This window comes from Streptomyces sp. NPDC044061, from assembly GCF_056434305.1.
The window spans coordinates 1-23,853 of record NZ_JBWKFL010000026.1; the positions used below are offsets into that span (position 1 = coordinate 1).

Annotated in this window: 23 protein-coding genes, 1 tRNA gene and 1 pseudogene; 16 read left to right on the forward strand and 9 right to left on the reverse strand. The window is 68.3% G+C overall.

What is annotated here, in order from left to right:
• The first annotated feature begins 232 nt into the window (after window positions 1-232).
• Window positions 233-1,348 (forward strand): IS630 family transposase, encoded by a 1,116-nt coding sequence (locus tag AC07CM_RS33770; RefSeq protein WP_478880385.1) that lies wholly within the window; start codon window positions 233-235, stop codon window positions 1,346-1,348.
• On the opposite strand, the gene AC07CM_RS33775 is transcribed toward AC07CM_RS33770, so the two are convergent.
• Window positions 1,324-2,229 carry a pentapeptide repeat-containing protein gene (locus tag AC07CM_RS33775; protein WP_478880290.1) on the reverse strand — a complete coding sequence of 302 codons (906 nt, stop codon included), beginning with the start codon at window positions 2,227-2,229 and terminating at the stop codon, window positions 1,324-1,326. The two genes, AC07CM_RS33770 and AC07CM_RS33775, sit on opposite strands and share 25 nt — an antisense overlap.
• A 1,291-nt stretch (window positions 2,230-3,520) precedes the next feature.
• Between AC07CM_RS33775 and AC07CM_RS33780 the strand changes: the two genes are divergently transcribed.
• The 6 genes from AC07CM_RS33780 (at window position 3,521) to AC07CM_RS33805 (ending at window position 8,550) form a co-directional block, all read left to right on the forward strand.
• Entirely contained in the window at window positions 3,521-3,943 is a 423-nt protein-coding gene (locus AC07CM_RS33780) for a hypothetical protein (RefSeq protein WP_478880291.1), read from the forward strand.
• A 443-nt stretch (window positions 3,944-4,386) separates the two neighbouring features.
• A complete protein-coding gene (locus AC07CM_RS33785; protein WP_478880292.1) occupies window positions 4,387-4,599 on the forward strand; it encodes a hypothetical protein in 213 nt (70 codons plus the stop codon).
• Between the two features lie 175 nt (window positions 4,600-4,774).
• Window positions 4,775-6,685 carry a M50 family metallopeptidase gene (locus AC07CM_RS33790; RefSeq protein WP_478880293.1) on the forward strand — a complete coding sequence of 637 codons (1,911 nt, stop codon included), beginning with the start codon at window positions 4,775-4,777 and terminating at the stop codon, window positions 6,683-6,685.
• 121 nt (window positions 6,686-6,806) lie between these two features.
• Complete coding sequence (locus AC07CM_RS33795) at window positions 6,807-7,394, forward strand: hypothetical protein (protein ID WP_478880294.1); 588 nt, start codon at window positions 6,807-6,809, stop codon at window positions 7,392-7,394.
• Between the two features lie 128 nt (window positions 7,395-7,522).
• Window positions 7,523-7,780, forward strand: a complete 258-nt coding sequence (locus AC07CM_RS33800; RefSeq protein ID WP_478880295.1) for a transposase — start codon at window positions 7,523-7,525, stop codon at window positions 7,778-7,780.
• Between the two features lie 134 nt (window positions 7,781-7,914).
• Window positions 7,915-8,550, forward strand: a complete 636-nt coding sequence (locus AC07CM_RS33805; protein ID WP_478880296.1) for an IS3 family transposase — start codon at window positions 7,915-7,917, stop codon at window positions 8,548-8,550.
• Window positions 8,551-8,850: 300 nt separating this feature from the next.
• Here AC07CM_RS33805 and AC07CM_RS33810 read toward each other — a convergent pair whose 3' ends face one another.
• The gene (locus AC07CM_RS33810) at window positions 8,851-9,204 is read right to left on the reverse strand and encodes a helix-turn-helix domain-containing protein (protein WP_478880297.1); all 354 of its coding nucleotides are present in this window, start codon (window positions 9,202-9,204) and stop codon (window positions 8,851-8,853) included.
• Between the two features lie 1,003 nt (window positions 9,205-10,207).
• On the opposite strand from AC07CM_RS33810, the gene AC07CM_RS33815 reads away from it, so the two are divergent.
• Together AC07CM_RS33815 and AC07CM_RS33820 are read left to right on the forward strand one after the other, a co-directional pair.
• A complete protein-coding gene (locus AC07CM_RS33815; protein WP_478880298.1) occupies window positions 10,208-10,381 on the forward strand; it encodes a hypothetical protein in 174 nt (57 codons plus the stop codon).
• A 70-nt stretch (window positions 10,382-10,451) separates the two neighbouring features.
• Window positions 10,452-10,853: a hypothetical protein gene (locus tag AC07CM_RS33820; RefSeq protein ID WP_478880299.1), complete on the forward strand. Its 402-nt coding sequence runs from the start codon at window positions 10,452-10,454 to the stop codon at window positions 10,851-10,853.
• Window positions 10,854-10,935: 82 nt separating this feature from the next.
• On the opposite strand, the gene AC07CM_RS33825 is transcribed toward AC07CM_RS33820, so the two are convergent.
• The 3 genes from AC07CM_RS33825 to AC07CM_RS33835 form a co-directional block, all read right to left on the reverse strand.
• Complete coding sequence (locus AC07CM_RS33825; protein WP_478880300.1) at window positions 10,936-11,178, reverse strand: hypothetical protein; 243 nt, start codon at window positions 11,176-11,178, stop codon at window positions 10,936-10,938.
• Between the two features lie 288 nt (window positions 11,179-11,466).
• A complete protein-coding gene (locus AC07CM_RS33830) occupies window positions 11,467-12,078 on the reverse strand; it encodes an ATP-dependent DNA ligase (protein ID WP_478880301.1) in 612 nt (203 codons plus the stop codon).
• Between the two features lie 97 nt (window positions 12,079-12,175).
• Window positions 12,176-12,247: transfer RNA gene (locus AC07CM_RS33835), tRNA-Gln, on the reverse strand.
• Between the two features lie 367 nt (window positions 12,248-12,614).
• Here AC07CM_RS33835 and AC07CM_RS33840 point away from each other — a divergent pair.
• Window positions 12,615-13,076: a hypothetical protein gene (locus AC07CM_RS33840; RefSeq protein ID WP_478880302.1), complete on the forward strand. Its 462-nt coding sequence runs from the start codon at window positions 12,615-12,617 to the stop codon at window positions 13,074-13,076.
• A 213-nt stretch (window positions 13,077-13,289) separates the two neighbouring features.
• Complete coding sequence (locus AC07CM_RS33845; protein WP_478880303.1) at window positions 13,290-14,960, forward strand: S8 family serine peptidase; 1,671 nt, start codon at window positions 13,290-13,292, stop codon at window positions 14,958-14,960.
• Between the two features lie 14 nt (window positions 14,961-14,974).
• Here AC07CM_RS33845 and AC07CM_RS33850 read toward each other — a convergent pair whose 3' ends face one another.
• Window positions 14,975-15,532, reverse strand: coding sequence for an ATP-dependent DNA ligase (locus tag AC07CM_RS33850; RefSeq protein ID WP_478880386.1), 558 nt, complete (start codon window positions 15,530-15,532; stop codon window positions 14,975-14,977).
• Between AC07CM_RS33850 and AC07CM_RS33855 the strand changes: the two genes are divergently transcribed.
• Both AC07CM_RS33855 and AC07CM_RS33860 read left to right on the forward strand, forming a co-directional pair.
• Entirely contained in the window at window positions 15,508-16,044 is a 537-nt protein-coding gene (locus AC07CM_RS33855; RefSeq protein ID WP_478880304.1) for a MarR family winged helix-turn-helix transcriptional regulator, read from the forward strand. The genes AC07CM_RS33850 and AC07CM_RS33855 overlap by 25 nt on opposite strands.
• A 266-nt stretch (window positions 16,045-16,310) precedes the next feature.
• Complete coding sequence (locus AC07CM_RS33860) at window positions 16,311-16,670, forward strand: hypothetical protein (protein WP_478880305.1); 360 nt, start codon at window positions 16,311-16,313, stop codon at window positions 16,668-16,670.
• 238 nt (window positions 16,671-16,908) lie between these two features.
• On the opposite strand, the gene AC07CM_RS33865 is transcribed toward AC07CM_RS33860, so the two are convergent.
• Both AC07CM_RS33865 and AC07CM_RS33870 read right to left on the reverse strand, forming a co-directional pair.
• Window positions 16,909-17,337 (reverse strand): SPW repeat protein, encoded by a 429-nt coding sequence (locus tag AC07CM_RS33865; RefSeq protein ID WP_478880306.1) that lies wholly within the window; start codon window positions 17,335-17,337, stop codon window positions 16,909-16,911.
• A gap of 159 nt (window positions 17,338-17,496) precedes the next feature.
• Window positions 17,497-19,176, reverse strand: coding sequence for a chloride channel protein (locus tag AC07CM_RS33870; protein WP_478880307.1), 1,680 nt, complete (start codon window positions 19,174-19,176; stop codon window positions 17,497-17,499).
• 321 nt (window positions 19,177-19,497) lie between these two features.
• On the opposite strand from AC07CM_RS33870, the gene AC07CM_RS33875 reads away from it, so the two are divergent.
• Window positions 19,498-19,770, forward strand: a complete 273-nt coding sequence (locus AC07CM_RS33875; protein WP_478880308.1) for a hypothetical protein — start codon at window positions 19,498-19,500, stop codon at window positions 19,768-19,770.
• 310 nt (window positions 19,771-20,080) lie between these two features.
• Here AC07CM_RS33875 and AC07CM_RS33880 read toward each other — a convergent pair whose 3' ends face one another.
• Complete coding sequence (locus tag AC07CM_RS33880; protein ID WP_478880309.1) at window positions 20,081-21,475, reverse strand: APC family permease; 1,395 nt, start codon at window positions 21,473-21,475, stop codon at window positions 20,081-20,083.
• A gap of 282 nt (window positions 21,476-21,757) precedes the next feature.
• Between AC07CM_RS33880 and AC07CM_RS33885 the strand changes: the two genes are divergently transcribed.
• On the forward strand, window positions 21,758-23,005 hold the full coding sequence (locus tag AC07CM_RS33885) for an FAD-dependent monooxygenase (protein WP_478880310.1): 1,248 nt from the start codon (window positions 21,758-21,760) through the stop codon (window positions 23,003-23,005).
• Between the two features lie 579 nt (window positions 23,006-23,584).
• Window positions 23,585-23,845, forward strand: a pseudogene (locus AC07CM_RS33890) (IS5/IS1182 family transposase); the annotation flags it as partial.
• Window positions 23,846-23,853: the final 8 nt, after the last annotated feature.

Sequence of the window (23,853 nt, forward strand, 5' to 3'; positions counted from 1 at the left end):
CTCAAGTCCCTCGCCGACTACCTCACCAGGATCACCCCACCCAACAGCCAAGACGGAGAGAAATAAGCCTCATGATTTCTGGCGCATCACACTAGTGCTGTGACCGCTTAGGTTCGCCGGGTTGGTGGTCGTGGCGGTTGGATGTGTGGTGACGTCCGATTCTGGAGGCACGGTGGCCGGGCCTGTCCGTCTGCGCAGACTGACCGACCAGGAGGGGCAGAGGATGCAGTAGATCGTGCGTCGCGGCAGCACCAGTTCGGTCTGTTACCGGCGCGCGATGATGCTGCTGGCCCCGGCTGGCGGGAACCGGGTGCCGGTGATTGCCCAGCTGGTGCAAGCGGACGAGGACACCGTCCGGGATGTCATCCACTGGTTCAATGAGATCGGTCTGGCCTGCCTGGAGCCTCGGTGGGCGGGAGTCCGTCCCCGCCGACTCAGCCCTGACGACGAGGACTTCGTCGTGGCGACGGCCACCACCCGCCCGACAAAGCTCGGCCAGCCCTTCACCCGCTGGTCGCTGCGAAAGCTCGTCGCCTACCTGCGGAAAGTACACGGCGGGGTGATCCATATTGGCCGCGAGTCCTTACGCGGCCTGCTCGCCCGCCGCGGCGTCACCTTCCAGCGCGCCAAGACGTGGAAGGACTCCCCCGACCCGGACCGCGAGGCGAAGCTGGACCGCATCGAGAAGGTCGTGGACCGCTTCCCGGACCGGGCCTTCGCGTTCGACGAGTTCGGCCCGCTCGGGATCCGGCCTACCGCGGGCTCGGCCTGGACCGAGCGCAAACACCCCGCCCGGCTGCCGGCCACCTACCACCGCACCCATGGGGTCCGGTACTTCCACGGCTGTTACTCGTTCGGTGACGACACCCTGTGGGGCGTCAATCGCCGCAGGAAGGGTGCTGCCATCACGCTGGCCGCGCTGAGATCGATCCGTGCCGCCCGGCCCGACGGCGCCCCGATCTACGTCATCCTGGACAACTTGTCCGCCCATAGGGGTGCCGACATCCGCCGCTGGGCGAAGAAGAACAAGGTCGCGTTGTGCTTCACGCCGACCTACGCGTCCTGGGCGAACCCGATCGAGGCTCACTTCGGACCACTACGGCAGTTCACCATCGCCAGCTCCAACCACCCAAACCACACCGTCCAGACTCGGGCCCTGCACGCCTACCTCCGGTGGCGCAACGCCAACGCCCGCCATCGCGACGTCTTGGCCGCCGAACGCAAGGAGCGCGCCCGCATCCGTAGTGAGAAAGGCCTCCGCTGGGGCGGACGCCCCCTCGAACCCGCAACTGACCCTCCCGGCGAACCTAGGCGGTCACAGCATTATCCAGGCGGGGACTTCTCCTGACGGTCACGTTCGCGGAGCAGAGACGGTGGCAGGCCACGTGCGCCGTCCAGTCTGGCGCCGTCCAGTCTGGCGCCGTCCAGCTTCGCTCCGGTGAGGATCGCGCCGCTGAGGTTGGCCTTGCTGAGGTTGGCTTTCCAAAGATCAGCACCGGTCAGGTCGGCATTGATGAGGTCCACCCCGGAAAGGTTTGCGCCGACGAGCGAGGCTCGGGTCAGATTCGCGTTGTCGAGAATGGTGCCGGTCATGTCTGGGCATGGGCCTGGCACGCGGTAGGAGGGCCGGTCGCCGCCGCAGAACCATGCGTCCGTGAGGTTCGCGTCATTGAGACTCGTTTCCCGCAGATCCGCACCGGTCAGGATTGCCCTACTCAGGTCTGATGCGAACAAGGACGCGTGGTGAAGGTTCGCATTCTCGAGCCAGGCGCCATGAAGGTGTGCATGCTGGATGACGGCCCCGCTGAGGTTGGTTCCGATGAGGTGAGCGTCCTCCAGGTTGATGCCGTTCATGAGTCGTTCATTGGATTCCTGACCCCACCCGCTCAGGTTGGTGTGACTCAAGTTGATCCACAATCCGCTGTCGTCGGCGGGGCGACGTCCGGCCAGGACATTCATCACCGCTTCGATGTCAGCAGGCGGGCTCTCTTGCGTCGGCGTGGCGCTCGTTGGTGCGGGAGCGCGCCGCCGCACGTATGCGGACAACAGGGTGACAATTGCGGGCTGGTCGCGGGGGGAATCGTGCATAATGCGTTCGAGCGAGTAGATGCCAGCCAGGCGCAAGTCAATCGAGTCTGACGCCAGATTGACGACAGCGCTGTTGAACCGGCTGGTGACCTGGCCCTGCTCGCTGATCTGCAGTTCCTTGCTTGCCTGGTTGACCTGCATCCAGGTGAAGAGCAGCGCCGCCAGGGCTGCCAGCCCCGGCAGGCTGAGGATCAGCAGAGAGAGCCCCTGCGTGGCGTTGCTACCCGCATTAGCACGTGTCCTAAGCCGGTGCCGTCCTAGTCGCTGCCTTCGCCTGACGGCACGTCGATGCGCAATCCGACGGAGTCGTCCGATGTTGCGTGTCCCGGTCACCTGACCTATGCCACATCCCACCGCGACGGGGGCTGGGAAGCCACACCGGGTAGCCACCCGCTCGGGAGGCCATGCGTGATGCAGGTGGCAGGGCTGGTCAGAGTAGAGATGGCTGAACGAGGGTGTGCTGGCCAGTGGTCGGCAGGCCGGTGGGCCGTGTGGACCATGTGCATGGCCGCGGCAAGGCGCAGGCCGTCTTGCTCCGCCCCTAGATCTCTTGAGGTAGGTGGGCCGGATCAGTCCGAGGGCCTGAGGCCGTCGCGCAGACCCCCGGCACACGAGGCAGCCGATGCCTATCAACGCGTCGGGGTCGTCCGTGCAATTCCAGGACACACCCTTAATCCGGCAAAGGTTCCCGGCCACAGCAGTAGCACGATCCACGGCGACGCCCCCCACACTGGCTGAACGCTCAACTCCCGTCATGGACACGGCCATCAGGCCCGACGCACCTCATTGTGTTAGCCGCTGTAAGGTCATGCTTGGCGATCTGTCAGGTCGAGCATAAGGGCGGTAGGGGGACTTCGAAGGCCGCGCGTTGGGGGCCGGCTGAGCGTGAGGCGCGGCGGATGCAGGCCGCCGACCTGTTCGAACAAGGGGTGCGGCAGGTGCGGGGTGCCCGACTGCCGGGGGTGTCTGGGCAGGCGGTCGGGCAGTGGCATACGGCGTAGCGGAAGAAAGGCCGTGCGGCGCTTGTGGCGCGGTCGAAACGGCTCCGTCCAGCGCCCCTCCGTCGCGGCCTGCCCGGATGGGGCGCCGCCGGCCACGTCTGCGTGCGCCGTTGCGGCGGTCGCCTCTCGTCTTCGGGGACGAGTCGGGGGGCGGCGTTTACTGCGCGGGGTGTTGACGCGGATCGGGCCGGCCTTGGCCGGCCGGGCCGGGGCACGTCTGGCGCAGGGGGTTCGGTAGCGGGGCAAGGACACGCTGCTGCGGTTGGTCGGGGCTCTGCCGGAGCCCGACGGACCCGAGGCGTCCCGGTCGGCCTTGGCGGCCGGCGCCCAGCGCGCGACGGTCGGGCCGCCGCAACCGCGGTGGGCGCACCCACGGGTGAGTCCGCAGGCGGACCGGTGTAGGGATCACGGGCGGCGGGTAGCGAGCGGCCATGAGGCCGGAGGTGCACGGCCCACCCGACGAGGGGGCGTCGGCGGCCAGGTGCGACGAGTGCGGGGCGACGCTGTGTGTTGAGCCGCAGCGCAATGCCTTCCCGTTTGTGGTTGTCCTGCCGGACTCGTCGGCTGTTGATCTGCTCCATCCCGAGGAAGACGGCCAACGGGTGGGCACGGCCTGCTCGCAGGAATGCCGGCGGGCCCTTGAAGAGCGTTTCGGGCAGCGTCCGTTCGTCCGTGAAGAACTGTGGGCCGAGAGGCTCAAGCGGGCTCTGTCGACCCGCCCTGAGGGCTTGAAGCCGCCCGAGCTTCTGGAGCGGACCGGATTGACGGAGAGTCAGATGCGGGCGGGATTCAGGTGGTTGGGCGAGCAGCGTCGCCACCACCCTGCCCAGGGGCCTGATCAACCGGGCGAGTGAGTACGTGGCGTGGTGGCAGGTCCTGCTTGCGGATCCGGTCGGGCGGTCGCCCCTGCGCTTCGAGTGACTGCCCGGAACCTCGCCGTCACCACCGACGTCGGTGCCGGGGGCAGGCCTGGAGCTGTGACGGCGGCTGAACCCGATGCGAAGAATCAAACTGAGGACAGTTTTTGAACGCATGTCCGATATGGATGGTTTGCACCTTCTCCGGGTTTTCGGCTAGTGTCCGGAGCCTCCGGACAAGCCGTCCGGAGATTCTGGATGGCAGGGTCGATGCACGCCCCAGACGCTGCAGCACCTGGGTCAGTCACCTCCGTCCGGACCTCCACGGCCCGACCGATGACCTGCTGCTCACAAGTTGACCGGTCGGCGCCGGCGGAGGCGACACATGACCCGTGGGGCGAGTGCTCGCTCCTTCACCGATGACATGAAAGGTGCTGCTGATGAACATGGACCAGCTTGAGGCCGAGACCGCGGAACTGCTGCCCGGCCGGGAGGCCCTGGGGCGGTTCTCGTTCAACTTCACCAAGCTGACGACGATCTCGAAGAAGGTCGCGAACCTGGACGCCCACAACGAGTCAGCTGCAGTGAACCAGTTCTCGCCGCTCGCCGTCGCGCAGTCCGAGGCCACCCAGGCCATCAGCGTCCGGCAGTGACACGGGGTGCTGCGGGGGACAGTCCGCATACCCCCCGCAGCACCGCAAGAGGCCTACTGACGACGGGGACGTTGCTCGGTGATACACAGCGCGGCTCTTCCCCACCCTTGGACTTCCCGGTGGCGGGGAAGGGCCGCGTACCCGCTGAAGCATCACGCGTGCTGTGGAGAGAACAATGAAGCTGCCCGGAGACAGCAGCGCCTGCCGAGACAGAAACGACCACCGGTCACCCCCGCGCGACGAGCCACCTCGTGCCGAGGCGGACCCCGTCCGCTCACCGCAGCCGCTCACCGCCCCGACGCAGGTCATGACCGTCGACGTCGTCAGCACGGCGGATGCCGCGCCCGTTCCCCGGCTCCGTCACGGCGTCCAGACCCTGGGGGAATACCAGGGGTCCGGATTCACCGAGCGCAAGTACATCGTCCGCCGGGGAGACGGGCAGGTCCTCCTGCTGTCGCGCCTGCTGTATCTGATCGTGTGTTCCATCGACGGTGTCCGCACTGCCGAAACCATCTCCCACCGGGTCAGCGGCCGCTACGGGGCCGAGATCACCGAGCAGAACATCGTGTACCTCCTGGACCACAGGCTCAGCCCGCTCGGTGTGACGCTCCCGTCAGACGAACACCAAGCCGAATGCGCCCCTCCCACGTCGGACCTCCTGCTGTCCCTGCGCGGCCACCGGGTCATCTTCCACGAGGCGCAGGTCGCCCGCATCGCTGCCGCCCTCGCCTGGCTGCACCGGCCCGCGGTGGTGGCTCTGGCCCTCGCCGGCATGGCGGCCGCGGACATCTGGCTCTTCGCGGTCCACGGCGCCATCACCCCGGTGCTGCACGTACTTGAGCAGCCGGTGTGGATGCTGATCGTGTTTGCCCTCACCGTCGCCTCGCTCCTCTTCCACGAGTTCGGCCACGCCTCGGCCTGCCGCTACAGCGGTGCGGACCCCGGCAAGATCGGATGCGGCATCTACCTGATCTGGCCCTCCATGTACACGGATGTCACCGACGTCTATCGGGCCACGAAGAGCGGGAGACTGCGTACCGGCCTGGGGGGCGTCTACTTCAACGCCGTCTTCATGCTGGCGCTGATGGCCGGCTATCTCCTCACAGGACAGGAGTTCTTCCTCGCTTCCGTCTACCTCGCACACTTCGAGGTCCTGGAGCAGTTGATGCCGGTGGTACGGCTCGACGGCTACTACATCCTGGGCGACCTGGCCGGCGTTCCCGACCTGTACGGCATGGTCAAGCCGATCCTCCTGAGCATGCTGCCGGGCCAAAAGCACGCCGTCACGGGCCTCAAGCGCTCTGCCCGAACCGTCGTCACCGCCTGGGTACTGACGATGGTTCCGCTGCTCGCCGCCGAGGCGGGGTACGCCCTGTGGAACCTTCCGCGGCTGCTCGGCACGGCGACGCGAAGCCTCGAGAACCAGAGTGCCGGCACCTATGCGGCCTTCAGCGAAGGCCATCTGGCCGCCGGAGCGATCGGCGTCATCGGAACGCTGATGCTCATGTGCCCGATGGCCGGCGGCGCTTACCTCACCTGCCGCGTGGCCGTCCGGCTGATCCGCGCGGTCCTGAAAGCCACCCGGGGCAAGCCGAGGATGCGCCTGGCGCTGGCCGCTGCCGCCTGTGCGGGCGTTGCCGCCCTCGCCGGCGCGTGGTGGGAGGGCAAGACGCCCAAGCCGCTTCCCGCAGCAGCCCCCGTGACCCCCGCACTGCAACCCGGGCAGTCACAGGCCCCGGCCTCCCCGGACTCCAAGCCCACCGGCCGTCGCACGCCCACTCCTGCCGTCGGCCACACCACCGAGCACCGCGACACCGACTCATCCGGCAGCCGCAGCCCCTTCGCACGTGCACCACGCTCCAGCGCGGCCGCGCCCCCCGCACATCCGTCGCACACGCCTGACACTTCCCCGCCCCCCACCGGGGCCTCCCCCTCCGCCACGGCCCCCGCCACCCGCCCGCCCGCGCACCCCACAGCCAGTCCCTCCGAGGGCCAGACACCTTCTCCTTCTCCGACGGTCTCGGAGTCTGTGACCGTGTCTCCCTCCTCCTCCGGGCCGGCGTCGACGAGCCCCAGCCCGTCCTGACGCCGGCCACCCCTAGCCCCAGGAGAACAACTTGAACCACCGTAAACCGCACACCAGTGTCGTCACGAAAAGCGCGGTCGGCCTCAGCGTCGCCACCGCCGGTCTTGCCATGACAGCCACGATGGCCTCGGCCACCACCGCCCCGAGCTTCTCGCACAACTCGGCTGTTGCGGTGGACATGGCGCACAGCCGTGCCGACCGGACCCACCTGAGCCAGTTCGACGAAAGCTTTGAGATCCACGAATACGGTCCGTCCGTCGCGGTAACGGCCAACAACCGCGCCACGGCGGAGTCCGTGGGGTGCTCCCTGGACGACCCGTGCCGCTCGATCGCCCTGTCCTTCCAGATCGTGACCGCCGCCGGTCGCAACGCCCGCCTGATCAACGCGAGCAACTTCAGCCGGTCGATGAACGGACACTGCACCGCATGCCAGACCTTCGCCGGCGCCTATCAGTTCGTGGTGGCGACCCCACGGGCGTTCAGCCTGAGTCAGGCGGCACGCGGTGAACTGCAGAGGATCAACCGTCAGGTCGGCGCCCTGAAGGGATCCAGCCTGCCCATCTCCAAGATCGAGCGCCATGCCGACGAACTCGCTGCGCAGGTGCAGAGCATCCTCGTCCGCGAGGTGCAACGCGCCCCCCGCGCCAACGCAGGCGACCCCTTGGCCGACTTCGAGCCGACCGTGACCATGCACCGCCACGTCCGCTAGATCCCGCCCGGACGCTTGGGGCCCGTGTACTTCCGGCACAGCCCCAAGCATTCGAATCACCGCACCCGGGGCAACGCTTTTCACCGCCATCCCGCAGTGAAGAACACCTACCCCGGAATCGAGGACCAGTGAGCGACTTCCACCCTGCAGAACTGCGTTCTCGCGCTGTGGAGCTGTTTTCCGAAGGAAACCCCCCAAGAGAGGTCGCGCGAAAACTCGGCGTCTCGCAGAAGACCGTTTACCGCTGGCAGAGCTCCCTTGCCTCCGCATCGGACCTGGCGCGGGCCCGCGCGCGCATCGAAGAACTCGAGGAGGAAGTCCTCGCATGCCGCAAAATTATTGAGGTCGTAAGGGAAGTGATGCCCCCAAAAGACGCTACGAAGTGATCTTCCGGGTGGCTGTGCAAGGCTTCCCGACACGGATACTCGTCACCATTCTCGACGTCTCCGAATCCGGATACTATTCCTGGCGCAAACGTCCTCCATCGATGCGATCACTACGACACGCTTGGCTGTCCCGAATGATCCTCGAAATCCATCGTGATTCCGGTGCGACATTCGGCTACCGCCGCATTCGACAAGAACTCGGCCGCCGCTACGGTGTCCACGTGAGTCACGGAACCGTAGAACTCCTCATGGACCGGGCCGGAATCCGCGGCAGAACAGGACGGCCGCACGACCGGGACCAGGTCCACCGACGCCGCTCCCATGCGCCCGGTCATCTCTGGATCGTCGATGTGCGCCGCGTAGAGGCGTCCACGGGACACCTTTACACGGCGGTCGTCCTGGACACGGCGTTCCGCCTGGTGAGCTGGAGCATCGCAGGTACGGCAGACGCCTCACTCGTCCATCGGGCCCTCGACGCGGCCATCATCCACGGCGCCGACACGAACCCGGCCGCAGATGTCGCACGTGGCGGGGTCTTCGCATGCTCCTACACCGAACGCACCGGCCTCCTGGCATGTGCTCCGGCCACCGGGGCCAGGGGGGACCGGTACGACCACGCAGTAGTCGAGACTTTCTGGGAAAAGATCCACCGTGAACTGGGAAGCCGACACCTTTACCCGGAACCGAGCTCCCTGCAGGAAAGACTCCTGGAAATCTTCAACAGTTTCAACGAAAAAGTGAGTGACCCGGTCTCCCGCCCCAACCTGTAACTACAGCGGATCAATGGACATGACGCCACCCTCACCGACCACTGGCAAATTCAGCGCCGACACACACGCGGGAAGAAATGTGTCGGCAACCCAGGCGCATCGCCTTTTCCTGTACTCTGCTCCGGATGCACCATGCGTGCCACCCGGCGTCGTTGATGTGCAAGCTGCGTCCGCAGTGACTGAACTCGACTACCTCACGGTGCAGGCCGTCATTGCTTGGACAATCGGAGGAAGCACGGCGAATTTCCCCCGCCCATGCGACCGGACCTGCCTCTCGCACAGCGCCCCGGAACTCGCCGCCTACTGATCGGACCCCTCTGCCCGCAGCAACGACTCGACCAGGACCGTCACGTGCCGGCGGTCCTTCGCGCTCAGCTTCTGCACACTCGCGATGAGGATCTCCACCTCTGGATCCGTGATCTCGGGGGCATCCTCGAAGTACAGGTTGACGCCCGCGGCCTCGGCCGCAGCCCGCTGCACCGATGCCGCCGGTATGCCCAGCCCCTTGGCCAGACCCTCCACAGTGGTCTTCTGGGGCATCTGCGCCAGTCGCTCCGACGTCGCCAAGTGGTGGACCGTGGAGCGCGAGATGCCGCCACGGCGAGCCACCTCGCCGTAGGACCAGCCATTCTGATCCAACTTGCGCCTGATCATTTCCTGTAGCGAGTTGGGCACCGCTGGCTCTTCCTGTGGAAGGAGAAGGGGGACTTGTCAATGAGTCTAACGGCCTTACTACGGGGTAGTTTCAGGTGAATCCGGATCTTCCCCTGTGAAGAAATCGTGCACGCCCTCACCGGCGACAATCACCGCAGAGCGTCCGCGATCGGCCACAGCCATCTGTACCGTCACACCCACCCGCCAGGGCAGACGGTTTTCAGGCGGATGACGGACCCTTTCGCCCTCTCATGCCATCGCGGCAAATGATTTCACGAACGCCCGAGTCGCCCCGCTAAGGCCTCCGCCGGCGTCTGCCTGCACAGTGCACCACCTCGCACCGTGCACGGTGCGCTGAGTAGGAGCATCGCCTGGAGTGACACGGCGTTGCGGTAAGAAGGCGCCCTTCCCGCACGGGGCCGACCACCACACACAAGATCGGGAAGCGCCGGTGCTCATCGACTCCGAAACCGCGAGAGGAGAGCGGCGAAGTCTGCCAGACATAGCCGCTGACCAGCACACACGGCCTGATCGCTCGTGCCCCGCCGCCCCTCGGGCTCATCGGTGACGGTGGCCGCACAGGCATGGTGCTCTCCCATGATTCACCCGGCATGAACCAACTCCGTGACCCTTCCACCATGCTGGGACAACGTCAGACCCACCGCGAAGGGCACGGCTTGCTGAGCCGCGAACACTCAGCCTGCGACCGCGCTTCCCCTCCAGCGTGGAGCCTTGACCCGACACGGAGCTGAGGGTGGGGAAACGACGTAGCGACGACGCCGAGTTCCGTGAGGAGGCGGTGCGGATCGTGCCGGCGACCCCCTCGAGCACGGCCTCGCCGCCCGCCGCTACGCAATGTCCGGGGACCGCCGCACCCTGCGCGGCACCGTCCTGTGACCACTACGAGATCTTCGAACACTACGAGCAGCCATACGAGTCCGGTGCTGAACACGGGCGCCGTCTGGCGCGTGGCTGACCGGCCTGTCGGAGGAGGTGGTCACCCGTGGCGCTCTTCTTCTTCCTGGTCCTTGTGGCGATCATCCTGGGACTCATCGGCATGGCGGTGCATGGGCTGTTCTACCTCCTGATCATCGGCGCGGTGGTGCTGGTGGCCGACGTGGTGCTGTCCGGCAGGCGCTGGTCGCGGCGCTCGCACCGGCATCACTTCGTCCGCTGACCTGCCGCCAGCGGGCGCCTCCCGTCATCCGGACAGCAAGTTGCGGGACCGGGCTCAGACCGTGGCCGCGGTGGACGATGGAGTTGTGGGCGAGCACGACGAGGACCAGGAGCACGTCGCCGAACCAGCGCAGTCGGTGCTCGGCGTTGCGCAGGCCGCGGAGAAGACGGCCGGGCTGCGTGAGGCGATGAACGACGTCCGCACCGCCCCGCCACCGCCGCCCGCCGGTCCGCCGGCGGACCCGAGTGTCGCCGAACTGCGCCGCGTCGTCGACGAACTCGCCGCCCATACGCACGCGATCGGGGAGCTGATGCGCGAAGTCGCTCCGGCCTGCCTGTCCGATGCCGACGCGGCCGACGTCCTGCTGCTGTGCGAGCAGATCGGCGAGACCCTCGAGCGCGGCCTGACCGCCCGCCGCTATGCGATGTCCGGGGACCGCTGGCCCTGCGCGGCACCATCCTGTGACCGCTAGGTGAGCCGTGCACCCTGGCCGCTCACAGCGACGGGCCGCACCGGGAACCCGGTGCGGCCCGTTCAGCGTCTGCCCGGCAGCCTTACCGGCTCAGTCGGATGCGTGGTCCCCACGCGATGTCTTCCAGCTCGCCGTCCCACCGGCTGCGCAGGAGGAACGGGGCGGTCTCCATCCGTTCGTAGATGATCAAAATTTCGGGCTGGCCGATCAGCGCGTAGCGGCCGTGACTGGCGGGTGTACTGCCCGGCCCGTACCCGGTCAGCATCTCTTCCAGGCGCTGTGCGTACCCGGCGCGTTCGTCCTCGCGTACGGCGCTGAGGGCCACGGCCAGGACCTCGTCGGACGCCTCAACTGCCTCCCGGTCCGCAACCAAAACAAACCGCTCGCCTGATCGAGTGACACAGATACAGAAGGCCAGCCGGTCTGACAGGCGCGTCGTTCCATGCCGGACTAATGTGTCGGCATTCCCGCCCCTTCCCGCCAGGGCTCTTACCCGTGCGGGGAGGCCGCCTGCTTCGGCGGGCCGCGCCGTCCGGCCCTGGCATCCCCGGGCTGTGGCCGGGCGGCGGTCACCCGACACGGCTGAGCGAGGACCAGGGACCGTACGAGAAGGTCATTTTGGTGTCAGGTGCTTGATTTTGATCCAGTCGCGGGTGCGGCGTCCGGGCAGGTAGGGGCTGGTCAGGCGCTTGGCGACGACGCCGTCGTATCCCTCCAGGTGGGACTGCTCAAGGGCCTGCTCGGCGGGGGCGGGCCAGGCCGCGGGCACACTGATGCCGGGGCCGGCCAGAGTGAGGTCGTCGAGGAGGTCGCGGCGCGCGGTGTAGGGCAGCTGCACGGTCGGCTCACTGAGGCAGAGGATGTCGTACAGCATCAGCTGGACGGGCAAGTCCTCGAGGGCGTGACTGACCGCCTGCGGATGGTGCAGGCTCATGCGCTGCTGCAGGCGTTCCACCGACGGCCGGCCCTCACCGTCCAAAGTGATGATTTCCCCGTCGAGCACCGCCTGAGGCCCAGGCAGCAGACTGGGTAGTGCTCCCAGTTCGGGGTACTGGGCGGTCACGTCCGCCCCGGTCTGGGACAGCAGTCGCATCGTCCCGTTCCCGGGCAGGTGGGCGATGACCCGGACCCCGTTCCAGAGCGTCTCGTACGCGTACTCCCCCTCATTCTCCAGCCCCGGGGCCGGGCCGATCACCGCGAGCATGGGCGCCAGCGCAAGAAGCACAACTTCCAGCCTGCCCTCGGACACCTGCCGGGGCCACTCATCCAAGCGTTTCCTGCATACTGCGGGTTGCGCTACGGCGGGTCGGATAGCCGGCTTGCTGGGATACCAGGACTCGAACCTGAACTAACGGAACCAGAAACCGTCGGGCTGCCAATTACCCCATATCCCATTCGCCTCGCCAGTCGAGGCGTGTCCTACCGCGCATCACCACGCGCTACGACCATGTGCCTAATCTACGCATTCTCTCCGACACGCACTGTGATATCCCGGGTGTGTCGGTCAGGCTTCCGAGCTGGCCCGTGGGGCCAACTGGACATACAAGCGTTGGTAGTGAACTGACAAGTCGGCCTGCGAGACCTGCCGCGGCATCGGCAGTTCACCGTTGCCGGGGCTGATCGGGCGGGCTGCTCTTCCGGGGCAGCTCGTCCGATTGCGGTCATGGGGGTGGCGCCGTAGCGTCGGCGCGTCGGAATCATCCGAAAAACCGACATACTACCGTTATGTCGGTTTCTCTCTGGCGTCGAATGGAGTCTTCCATGTCGGTGATGACCGGTACCCAGCCGCTGCAGCAGTTCGGTCAGCAGATGGCCGGGCCGCAGCAGCAGCTCGCTCAGGTCGTCCAGCAGACGATCCAGCAGGCCTGCCAGCAGGCGAGCCAGCAGATCGCGCAGCGTATGCAGCAGACGTTGCAGCAGATTCAGCAGGTCCAGCAGCAGCTGCAGCAGCAGGGCCTGGGCCACCAGGCGCACCCGTACCTGGCTGTCGCGCTGCACACGACGCTGCTGCAGGGTGTGCGCAGCGCGGTGGAGCAGTCCGTGCAGCAGGCACTGCCGACCGCGATCCTGACGCTCGTGCAGCAGAGTCAGCAGGGTCAGCAGGGTCAGCAGCAGTGGGGCGGCGGGTTCGGTCAGCAGTCGTTCGGCCAGCCGTATCAGCAGCAGTACCAGCAGCCTGGCTTCGGTTCGGGCCAGATGGGTCAGTCCTTCGGTATCGGCTGATTGCCGGCGGCGCGTGATGCGGTGTGCCCAGGATCCGTTCTTGGGCGCACCGCATTGCCGTGGAGGCGGGAGCCACCGTCATCCGGAGCAGAGGCACAAAGGGGCGACATAGGCGTGGTGAAGGCAGGCGTGATGGTTAAGGACAAGCCCGGAAGCAAGCCGCGGAACAACCGGCAGAGTGAATCCGAGGGCGTAGGGGCCGGTGGCGGGCCGGTGCCCGAGGAGAAGGAAGCGGCGCCGCGCAAGAAGAGCGCACCGTCCCCGGTGGCGGTGGAGCCGCGTCGGCAACGGTACATGATCACTCCCTTGCCGCAGCAGTTGCTTCCGCTGGGAGTGCCCGAGCTGAGCATGGACGCGGTGTGCGATCGGCTGGAGAGCATGCCCGATGTCACCGTGGTCCGCCGCCTGCAGCCGTCGGAGAAGCTGCAGGCCGCCGGGGTGGTTCCCTCCTGCCCGGAAGTCGCGGTCGTCGAGGCCGCCGAGATGCAGCTGCCGGCGATGCGGGCCCTGCACGTGCACATCGAACCCGACCTGCCGCTAACCGCCGCCGCAGTCGCCGCCGCGCCGAGCTTGGGCATGCTACCGCCGCGCGATCCGGGACTGGTCATGCCGCTGGAGGAGCCCGTCGAAATCACGTTGCGGGTCTGCGGTCCGGACAGCGAACCACTGGGCGGCGCAGGGGTGTTCCTGATCGGAGCGATGGGCCCGGCCCAGGGCATCACCGCGGCCGACGGAACGGTCACCCTCACCCTGGCCACCGACACCGAACAGTCCATCCAGGCCCTCTACGTCCGCCCCAGGAGCGGCTACACCGACCGCTGGATCAACCGTCCCAACCTGTCGGTGGCGCGGGAGAACCTGATCACCCTCACCCCGCTCGCGAAGGTGTACCCGGAGCTGGCCGAACGCCAGAGTTACGGCTGGGGCCAGCAGGCCATGCGGCTGGACCAGCTGCCCCCCACCTTCCGCGGCTACGGCATCAAGATCGCGGTCATCGGTACGGGCGTCAACATCGACCACCCCGATCTCAAACAGCGGGTGCGCTCCGGGATCGACCTCGTCCGCGGCACCAAAGACGGCTGGGCCCAGGATCCGCTCGGCAGCGGAACCCATACGGCCGGGATCATCGCCGGTGCGGACACCAGCAAAGGCATCGTCGGTATCGCCGTCGACGCCGAGCTCGACGTCTGCCAGGTGCTGCCCGACGGCCACTTCAGCGACCTGATCGCCGCCCTCGACCACGCAATCGAACGCGAGGTCGACATCGCCCACATCCAGGTCGCCTCCCCGTACCCCTCGACCCTCGTCTCCCGCAAACTCGTCGACGCCACCACGGCAGGCATCGCCTGCATCGCCCCCACCGGCGACACCGGCGGACCGGTCGCTTTCCCCGCCTGCCTGCCCACCGTATTCGCCGTGAGCGCCCTGGGCGCCTTGGGCACCTACCCGCCCGACACCTCCCACGCCACCCACACCGGACCCCAGCTGACCCCGGAAGGTCTCTTCGCCGCCCCCTTCAGCTGTCACGGCCCCGGCATCGACGCAGCCGCCCCCGGCGTGGCGGTCCTCTCGTGCGCTCCACAAGGCGGCTACACGGCCCTCGACGGCACGGCTGCGGCTTCGGCCCACATCGCCGGCCTGGCCGCCCTGGTTCTCGCCCACCACGAGGTCTTCCACGGCCAGCTGCTGCCCCGCGGTCCCGGCCGTATCCAGCACCTGTTCGACATCATCGCCACCAGCTGCCGCCCCCTGGCCGCCCCCGGCACACCGGACACCGCCCGCACCGGGCGCGGGCTGCCCGACGCCCTCACCGCCCTCGGCCTGGCCCCCGGCATGCAACTCGCCCCAGCCCTGGCCCCCTTCGCCCCAGCCATGACCGGATAGGCCCCTGCCCGCCGCTACCCACACGGAGGCACCCAGCCAGACGGCGCCTGACCGTGGGGCGGCACGACCGCGGTCACTGCTTCTCCTCTTGTGGTCACCCAGAACAAACGACCCGCGCCCAGCGGGGGCAGGGTGCGGGTCGTCGGTGGCAGCGGCTGGCTCTCCGAGGACTCATCCTCGAGCGCGGCCCGGCGCCGGATGTAGGGCCAGGCGGTGGTCGCGGTCCCGGACAGCCGCAGCAGATCGAACGCGACGAACTGCGCTGGCCATACGCGGGCGGCTCGGGCGGCTCGGGCGGCTCGGGTGGCTCGGGTGGCTCCGGCTCCGCGGCGGTGCAGCCGGTTCTGCAGCTGATCGAAGGAGGGCCGCCCTTGCTCCCAGTCCCACACGACGAGTTCGCCATCCAGCGCGGTCGCATCTGGCAGCTGCGCCGCGCCCGCCACGATCTCCGGGAACGCCGGCCCCATCTCGGTACCGCGGCGCGAGCCCAGCACGACGGTGTCCGCGTCGATGGAGACGGCCGGCTTGGGCGCGGTAAAAAGGACGCATGCCGGAGCGCGAGATCCCTGCAGGGACCATGGACGACGTTGACGCGGTCACCCGGGCGGTCCTGACCGCGTCCCGGCTGCTGGTCGCGGTCTCCGCCCGCTCCCTCGGCGAGGTCGAGGAACGGGTGACCCTCCCGCAGTTCCGGATGCTGGTGGTGCTGTCCACCAGGGGTGCCACCAAGCTGGTCGCGCTCGCCGAGCTGCTCCAGGTGGCGCCCTCCACCGCCATGCGCATGGTCGACCGGCTCATCGCCGCCGGCCTCGCCGACCGGCAGACCAACCCTGACAATCGCCGCGAGACGCTTCTACAGCTCACCGCGGAAGGCCGGCGCACCGTGGAGGACGTCACCACCCGCCGCCGCGCCGAGATCGCCGAGATCGTCGCACGGCTCGGCCCGACGCAGCGGCTTGCACTCATCGAGGCGCTCAACGCCTTCAACAAGGCGGGAGGGGAGCCCCCGGCCCCTGCCCTGGACGACCCCGAACCGCACCCGCTCGGCTGGGTCGTGGACGGTGCGATGGCGCGCGACGCTTGACTCCGCCCGTACAGCTGATGCGAGAGGGGCGTCCTACTCCTGACCGAACACAATCGGGTGGCCTGCGTTGCCCAAGCCCGGCAGGGAACCGAGTTTTCGTTTGCCGACGGCGAGGCGGGACTGTTGTGTGCTGCGGCGCTTGCTCTGTACCTGGTCTCCCTGGGGGCAGGACGCGCGTTGGTCGGTGTTGCCGCAGTACTCGGTGTGTGCCTCGCGCTCCGGGCGCCGCAGCCCGTCGCCGGGGTGGTGCTGGTGGAGCGGGGCTGGTGCAGTCCGTGGTGGTGACATCGGTCGAGGAAGGCCGGGCGCCACACAGCGGGCAAGGACGGTACCTCTGCTCGGTGGCGGACGCCGACGGCGTACCGCTCAAAGTCCGCATCTGGCGCGGCTGCGGGCCGGCGACCCTCCCCGGAGACGCACTCGCCGTCGCCTACGACCCCAAGGGGCAGGTACCTCCGCGCGGTGCGGAGACGGCAGCCGGCGTGGCGGGGCCGCTGATGGGCCTCGTCCCGTGGGCCGCCGCACTCGCTGCGGGGTGTGTGGTCGCCGTCGTCCGCTCCTACCGGCTGTCCACCCCGTGCGCCGCCCCGGCCTCACCCGGACGGGGCGACGTCGTAGGCCGCTGATCAGCCGCCCGCCGGGGTTGGTGGGGGAAACGGTGTTGATGTTCAGGTCGGGTCGGGGCCTAAAACGCGACCATCGGCGCCCCGGGCTGCGGTGGGGGCGGTGTGAGCTGGTCCTTGGGAATCTCGGCGGGGTGGTCGGCCGGAAGTTGAGAGCAGGTCTTCGGGGCCATCGCCAGATCCGCGCCACATGATGCCAAATCGTTGGGCCCACGCACTCACGGGTTGATCCGTGACCGCTTCAGGACTCCGTCCAAGGGGAAAGCGTGGCGATCAGGCCGAGCAGACACAACATGGCCCCCGTCCAACTGTTGCTCCACACCACCCTGGAGGGCACCTCGTAGGCGGCCGTCACTGACGACGGAGAGACGATGAACCACATGCCGACCGGCACCATGGTCCAGGACAGCGGTTCCATCCGCTCCGGCGCGAGGTGCAGTTCGAAGCCCACCGCGGCGATGCCGAGTCCCATGATCAGGTTGATGACCGTCAGGTTCGGGTTGGTCCTGGAGAAGTGGACCACCCAGGGCGAGATCGCGGCGTAGATACCGGTCAGCAGGGCAAGCGCTCCAGCGGCCGCCGTCCGGCCGGCCGACGTTATCTGCTCGGTGCTGGTCCGCGTCCCGGCCGGAGAGTGTCTGGATAGGGTCGAATGACGCTGGTCCGACATGACGGCCACTCGCTTTCCTCTCGCGACATGACCTTTTCATTGTGCAATGACTATGTCCTTTTTGTGTATGCCTGTCCTCTGGATTTCGATGTCGTGCGACGTCCGGTCGGTGGTCGGGGGCGTGGGATGCGGGGGCGCTGCCCGTGCCGTTGCGCCGGTTCAAGCGGTCGAGTGCACAGCGCGCAGCGCGCTCTGGTGGCTGAGCCAGCCGACCGGCTTCCCCCGCTCGGAGTCGAGGACAGGTACTCCGGTGCCGGAGGCCGACAGCAGGGTGTGCAGGGCCTGAGCGAGCGGCTGGTCCGCGGTGACCGGCCTGGGTGGCTCGGTGAGCTGCTCGACGCGCGTCGGTGCGGCATCCGGCTGCTCGGCGAGGGCTTCCGCCACCGCCTGGGTCGTGACGACGCCGATGTACTTCCCGGTGTCGTCGACCACGGGGAGGGCGCCGTGACCGGACAGGCTGAGCAGGTCTGCGGCGTCCGCGAGCGTGATGGAGGCGGGCAGGGGCGAGGGGAGCGGTTCCATGACGACGCCCACGCGCTGAGTGCTGATGCGCGCGCCGGGGGCCGGGCCTTCGAGGTCGATGCCGCGTCGGCGCAGCTTGAGGGTGTAGATGGTGTCATGGGCCAGCAGGCGGCTGGTGGCGGTGGCCAGCACGATGGCCAGCATCAACGGCAGGATGATCGAGTACTCGCCGGTGAGCTCGAAGAGGATCACCACGGCGGTGATCGGCGCTCGGGCCGCGCCGGCGAACACGGCACCCATGCCGACGAGCGCGTACGCACCCACCGAGCCGCCCGGACCGGGCAGCAGGTGGTGGACGCCGATGCCGTACACGGAGCCCAGCATCGCACCGATGAACAGGCTGGGCGCGAAGACGCCGCCCGAGCCGCCGATGCCGATGGTCAGGCTGGTCGCCAGCATCTTGCCGACCAGCAGCAGGAGCAGAAGGCCGACCGCGTAGCCGCCCTCCGTCGCCTTCTCAAGCACCGGGTAGCCGACGCCGTACATCTCGGGCAGCGCCAGCAGCACCAGGCCGAGCGCCAGTCCGCCCACCGCAGGGCGCAGCCACTCCGGGCCGCGCCAGAGCCAGTCGCAGGCATCCTCGATCAGGTACAGGACGCGTGCGAAGCCCACCCCGACGACGGCTGCGATCACGCCGAGCAGGGCGAAGAGACCGTACTGAGTGAGGTGGTCGACGTGGAAGTCCGGCAGGTTCAGGAAGGCGGTGTCACCGAAGGCGGTTCGTCCGATGATGCTCGCCGTGACACTCGACAGCACGGTCGCGCCGAACGCCTCCGCGGAGAAGGCGCCGAGGATCAGCTCCATGGCGAAGAAGACGCCGGCCAGCGGTGCGTTGAAGGTGGCGGCTATGCCGCCCGCCGCGCCGCAGGCTACGAGGAGCTTCATGCGGGCCTCGGTCACCTTCGCGGTTCGGCCCAGCGTGGAGCCCAGGGCCGAGCCGATCTGCACGATCGGTCCCTCGCGGCCCACCGAGCCGCCCGAGCCGATGGTCAGCGCCGAGGCGAGCGTCTTGACGACGGCGACCTTCGGGCTGATCCGGCCGCCGCGCTGGGCGACCGCGAGCATCACCTCGGGCACACCGTGTCCGCGCGCTTCCTTGGCGAAGCGGTTCACGAGCGGCCCGTAGAGCAGTCCGCCGACCACCGGGGCGAGGAGGACGAAGCACGGGCCGAGCCACGGGACATGCGGATTGTCGGCGCCCGGAGCCGCCGCGTAGTCGGCGTGACCGGAGAAGAGACGGGTGAAGGTCTTGATGCACCAACGGAAGACGATCGACCCCACGCCGGCCCCGGCGCCCACCAGGACGGCGAGTGCCATCAGGCCCCAGTGAGCGGTCCGGAGCGCCCCCGGCCTCGGTGCGGGGATGAGAGCCCTCGTTGCCGTATCGGACGCTGGCTTCCCATCCGTTGCTGCCGGTGTGGCACTCATCGGTTCCCCTTCCATACCTTTGCATTATGCAAAATAACGGGGCGGCCTGCCACCTGTCCGTCCTTCGGGACCGGGCCGCGCACTTTGCTGCTCGCGGCCAACGACCTTCTTGACTTGACCTTTGCTCAGTGCAAACAATAAATGAGGGGCGTAGGAGGGCGGTGTGCATCGATGAGAGCCGTTATTTGTGGGGCCGGGACCACGGGACTTGTGCTGGCTGACCGCCTGCACGACGCACTCGGCTGGGAGGTCGTTGCCCTCGAGGAGGCTTCGCAGGCTCGGACCGGCGATGCCCCAATCGCCTTCTTCGGGCCCGCATATGACGCCACTGAGGTGCTGAAGGCCCTGTCATGGCTGGATGAGCTTTATCCGGCATCCGCGGCCGCCCTTGTGGACGAGCACGGGCGGTGCCGCGTCGAACTCGGATACGAGCGGTTCGCCCACTCCGTCGACGGGGCGCGTGCTGATCATCATGCTGCGTGACCCCGGCCTCGCCAAGGCTGGGCGCCCCTGACCGTGGGCCTCAGGTTCGGTGCGGGTTCCGCATCGCAGCGCAGGCGGACGGCGCGCGTCGCGCACACCGACGGGGGGCCATCGTGGCCGTCACACCGCCGCGCCCGCCTCCGACGTTCCTGAGCGTGCACGGAAGCCGGCGACCGTTTCCTGCCGCACGCATACCATCAGGCGGCGGATGACTCTCCATGCACGGTGTGAGGGCAAGTTTGCCCAACCGCCCATACCGACAACAGATGTTCCTGGCGGTCACGATGCAGGTCGGCCCTGACGCGGGGCATCAGTCCGCTTCGGCGCGTGCCTCGACGTCCTGGATGCCGGTGGGGCGCCCGGCGCGGATCCATCGCGCGTAGAGGCCGGCCGCGATGAGCAGGGTCGTGGCCAGGGACAGCATCGGCCAGCCGCGCAGCAGGTTCACCGCGAGAGTGAAGGCGACCGCCGCTGCGGCCAGGCCGTTGACCCATGCCAGGCCCGGCTTCTGTTCCCGGCGGGCGAAGCGGGCCATGGCGACGAGGCCGACCAGGAAGCTGACGAAGACCGCGACCGCGTAGAACAGGACGAGTTCCTGCTCCTGACCCGCTGCCGCGACGATGATCAGTGCGGCGGCCGCCAGGTAGACCACCACCGACCAGTACGGGGTGTGGTGCCGGTTGGTCCGGCCGAGGACCGGCGGCAGTACGCCCGGCCGGTCGGCCGTACCCGCCAGCGCCTTCAGCAGTCCGGGCCCGGCCTGGAAGGAGGAGCTGGCCGCGGCGAGCAGCAGCAGGGAGCTGGTCAGCTGGAAGGCGCCGTACAGCCAACCCGGTCCGGCCGCGGCGTGCGCGATGTCCGCGATCTGCGTGGAGTCAGCACCGGGAATGCCGATGCGCAGCTGTACGCCCAGTGCGGTCAGGGCCAGCGTCAGCCCGCCGACGATGATCAGCAGCAGCGCGAGAGTACCGCGGCCGAAGCGGCGACGGTGGGTGTCGTCCAGCTGTCCGAGCTGCGCGATCGCGGTCGACGGCGCCTCGACGCCTGTGGCCAGCGCCATGGCGACCGGGAAGGCCAGCACGGCGGCGAGGACGGCCGATCGGCCCGGGTCGCTCGTGCCGGCGGCGTGGCCGGTGGCGTGCGGCGAGGTGAAGCCGAGGACGAGGACGGCGACGGAGATGAGGACGAAGGCCACGGTCATGACGGCGAACAGCAGCCGTCCGCCGTGCCCGAACCATGTCAGCCCCGCGACCACCAGAAGCAGCAGCAGCGCGAGCGGGACGCGGAACGGGGCCAGGCCCGGGAAGAGGGCGATGACGGCGCTGGCCGCGGCCGCGATCGAGATACCGATGGTCAGCACGAAGTCGACGACCAGGGCGCCGATGGGCAGGAACGTCCAGCGGGGGCCGAACGCCCGCCCGGCCGCGGCCGCCGCGCCGCCGCCTTTGGGGAAGCGCCGCACGAGCTGCCAGTAGTTCGCAGTGACGATCACGACAAGCCCGATGACCAGGCTCATCGTGGGCAGCAGCAGTGCAAGGTCGCCGTGCAGCGCACGCAGCGCCGCCTCGATCGCATACGCCACCGAGGAGACTGGGTCTGCGATCACTGCGAAGGCGAACGCGAAGAAGAGAACGGAGCGGCGTGGGCCGGGCGCGACGGGAGGCGCGGTCGCAGACGTGGCGGCGGCCGACTTCAAGGGGGTCACGTGAAGACCTTCCTGGACGTCCTGACGGACGATTTGGCTGAAGACGCTTCGCCGACCAGGCTTCCCGGCACACCGCTGTCAAAGCTACGTCAAAGGCACGTCAGTGGGGTGTTAGGGACGCATCAAGATTCCCTCCGGCGTCGACTCGGTGCAGGTGAGCGGACCACAGGGCCCACCAGTCGGGCCTTCTTGACACATAAGCTTTGCATAGTGCAAAAAAGAGAGTGGTGCCCAAAAGTCCGTCCCGATCGCCCCGGGAGCGGAGGAAGGCGGTGTGCACCGATGAGAGTCGTCATCTGCGGGGCCGGGATCGCAGGGTTGGCCCTGGCCGGCCGCCTGCACAATCTGCTCGGCTGGGAGGTCGTGGTCCTGGAGAAGGCTCCGGGGCCGCGGGCCGAGGGATACATGATCGACTTCTTCGGCCCCGGCTACGACGCGGCGGAGGCCATGGGGGTGCTGCCCTGGCTGGAAGAACTGAGTTATCCGGTGTCCGAGGCGGCTTTCCTGGACGAGCACGGGCACTGCCGTGCCAGGCTCGGGTACGGCCCGTTCGCCCGTGCCATGAACGGGCGTCTGCTGAGCATCATGCGGCCTGATCTCGAACTGGCCCTGCGCGAACGGTTGTCGCTGGCTGTCACTCTGCGCTTCGGGGTGGGTCCGACCCGTATCGACATGCGGGCGGACGGCGTCCGCATCACCCTCACCGACGGCAGCAGCATCGAAGCCGACCTCCTCGTCGGCGCCGACGGCATCCACTCCACCGTGCGCGCCCAAGTCTTCGGCGAACAGACGAGACACCTACGCCACCTCGGCTACCACACCGCCGCATTCACCTTTGCCGACCCCGTGATTCATGCGGAACTCGGCGATCGCTTCTGCCTCACCGAAACCGCCGTACGCCAGATGGGCCTGTATGCCCTGCGTGACGGCAAGGTCGCCGTGTTCGCCGTGCATCGTGCCACCGATCCCCAACTCCCCGCGGACACCCAGACCGCTCTGCGCAACGAGTACGGCTCACTCGGCTGGCTCGTCCCCCAGGCCCTGGCCAAGTGTCCGCCGGCCCGGCAGATCTACTACGACCAAGTCGCCCAGGTGGTCATGGCGAGCTGGAGCCGAGACCGGGTCGTACTGGTCGGCGACGCCTGCCACGCCGTGTCCCTACTCGCCGCGCAAGGCGCCTCCCTGGCTATCGGCGGAGCCTACGTCCTGGCCGACCAACTCGCCCGGGCCTCCCGCGTCGAGGACGCGCTGCACGCGTACGAACGCCTGTGGCGGCCGGTCATCACACACCGGCAGCGCGTTGCTCGCCGGGCCGCCCGCTGGTTCATACCCGAATCACCGCTGGCCCTGAGGATCCGACGCACTGCCGTACGGCTCTCCGACCTGCCTGGTGCGCGTCGCCTCGTCGGCCTCTCACTCGCCGGGAGACAGCGCCCGCCTCTGCGGCAACTCGCTTCGATCCCGGCCTGGGTGACGGAGAACCGTGGCACTGACGCCGTTCGCGACGGGGCGAGTCCACGCAGGCCGTGAACACTCCGAGGCAGTAACGGCCCCACCGCCCGGAAGGTGTCCATGCCACTGATCCCCAGCCCTGGTCCGGGCACCATCGCCACATTCGGAGGCGAGGGCGTCCAGAGAAGCTCGGGAGGTAACGGAGAAGGCCAAGACGGAGGCCGAACGCATCCTCGAGGAAGCAAGGTCGCAGGCAGCACAGCTACTAGAAGAGACTGCCGGTCTGCGAGTCGATCAGTAGGTGGTCGTCGAGGCAAACGTCGTCGGGGTCTAGTGGGCCGCTAGATGTCAATGCGCGGGCTTGGGGGCCGCTGCATCAGGGTGCCTGCAGCCTCGGTCAGGCTGACCTTCTTGTGGAGCAGGGTGGAGACCACAGACGTGATCGGCATCTCGACGTCGCAAACGTGGGCGAAGGGAGAACGGCCTGCGCGCGACCGGCAGCCGCTGGGGTACCAGCGGAAGGGCGCGTCGTTGATGTTGTCGTGTCGGGGTTCGAGGTCGACCGCGGTGCCGCCGTGGAGCTCGGCCGTGCACCATACGCAGTGTGCGCCGCGGTCACCTCGGCGGGGGCGGGCAGGTCGAGCTGGGCCAGCCTGTCGCGAGTACCTGCGACTTCGGGGCATCCGGCACGCCATCCCGGAGAAGACCGACAGTCGGGCCGTCCGCCTGCGCAAGGGGTCACGAGGCGGGGGGCCACCGGGTTTCGACGAGGAACGGTACAAGCGGCGCAATACCGTCGAGCGGGCCATCAACAAGCTGAAGAACTCCCGCGCCGTCGCGACTCGCTACGACAAGCGTGCCTACGTCTTCCTCGGCACTGTCACCGCGGCCGCGCTCGTCATCCGGCTGAAGTCCTGAGGGCCTCC

Coding starts and splice junctions, on each gene's coding strand:
- AC07CM_RS33775 (WP_478880290.1), bottom strand. CDS start 2,229: ATGCAGGTCAACCAGGCAAGCAAGGAACTGCAGATCAGCGAGCAGGGC.
- AC07CM_RS33785 (WP_478880292.1), top strand. CDS start 4,387: ATGAACATGGACCAGCTTGAGGCCGAGACCGCGGAACTGCTGCCCGGC.
- AC07CM_RS33840 (WP_478880302.1), top strand. CDS start 12,615: ATGTCGGTGATGACCGGTACCCAGCCGCTGCAGCAGTTCGGTCAGCAG.
- AC07CM_RS33865 (WP_478880306.1), bottom strand. CDS start 17,337: ATGTCGGACCAGCGTCATTCGACCCTATCCAGACACTCTCCGGCCGGG.
- AC07CM_RS33780 (WP_478880291.1), top strand. CDS start 3,521: ATGAGGCCGGAGGTGCACGGCCCACCCGACGAGGGGGCGTCGGCGGCC.
- AC07CM_RS33795 (WP_478880294.1), top strand. CDS start 6,807: ATGGCCTCGGCCACCACCGCCCCGAGCTTCTCGCACAACTCGGCTGTT.
- AC07CM_RS33885 (WP_478880310.1), top strand. CDS start 21,758: ATGAGAGTCGTCATCTGCGGGGCCGGGATCGCAGGGTTGGCCCTGGCC.
- AC07CM_RS33790 (WP_478880293.1), top strand. CDS start 4,775: ATGAAGCTGCCCGGAGACAGCAGCGCCTGCCGAGACAGAAACGACCAC.
- AC07CM_RS33805 (WP_478880296.1), top strand. CDS start 7,915: ATGATCCTCGAAATCCATCGTGATTCCGGTGCGACATTCGGCTACCGC.
- AC07CM_RS33870 (WP_478880307.1), bottom strand. CDS start 19,176: ATGGCACTCGCCGTCCTGGTGGGCGCCGGGGCCGGCGTGGGGTCGATC.
- AC07CM_RS33810 (WP_478880297.1), bottom strand. CDS start 9,204: ATGATCAGGCGCAAGTTGGATCAGAATGGCTGGTCCTACGGCGAGGTG.
- AC07CM_RS33855 (WP_478880304.1), top strand. CDS start 15,508: ATGCCGGAGCGCGAGATCCCTGCAGGGACCATGGACGACGTTGACGCG.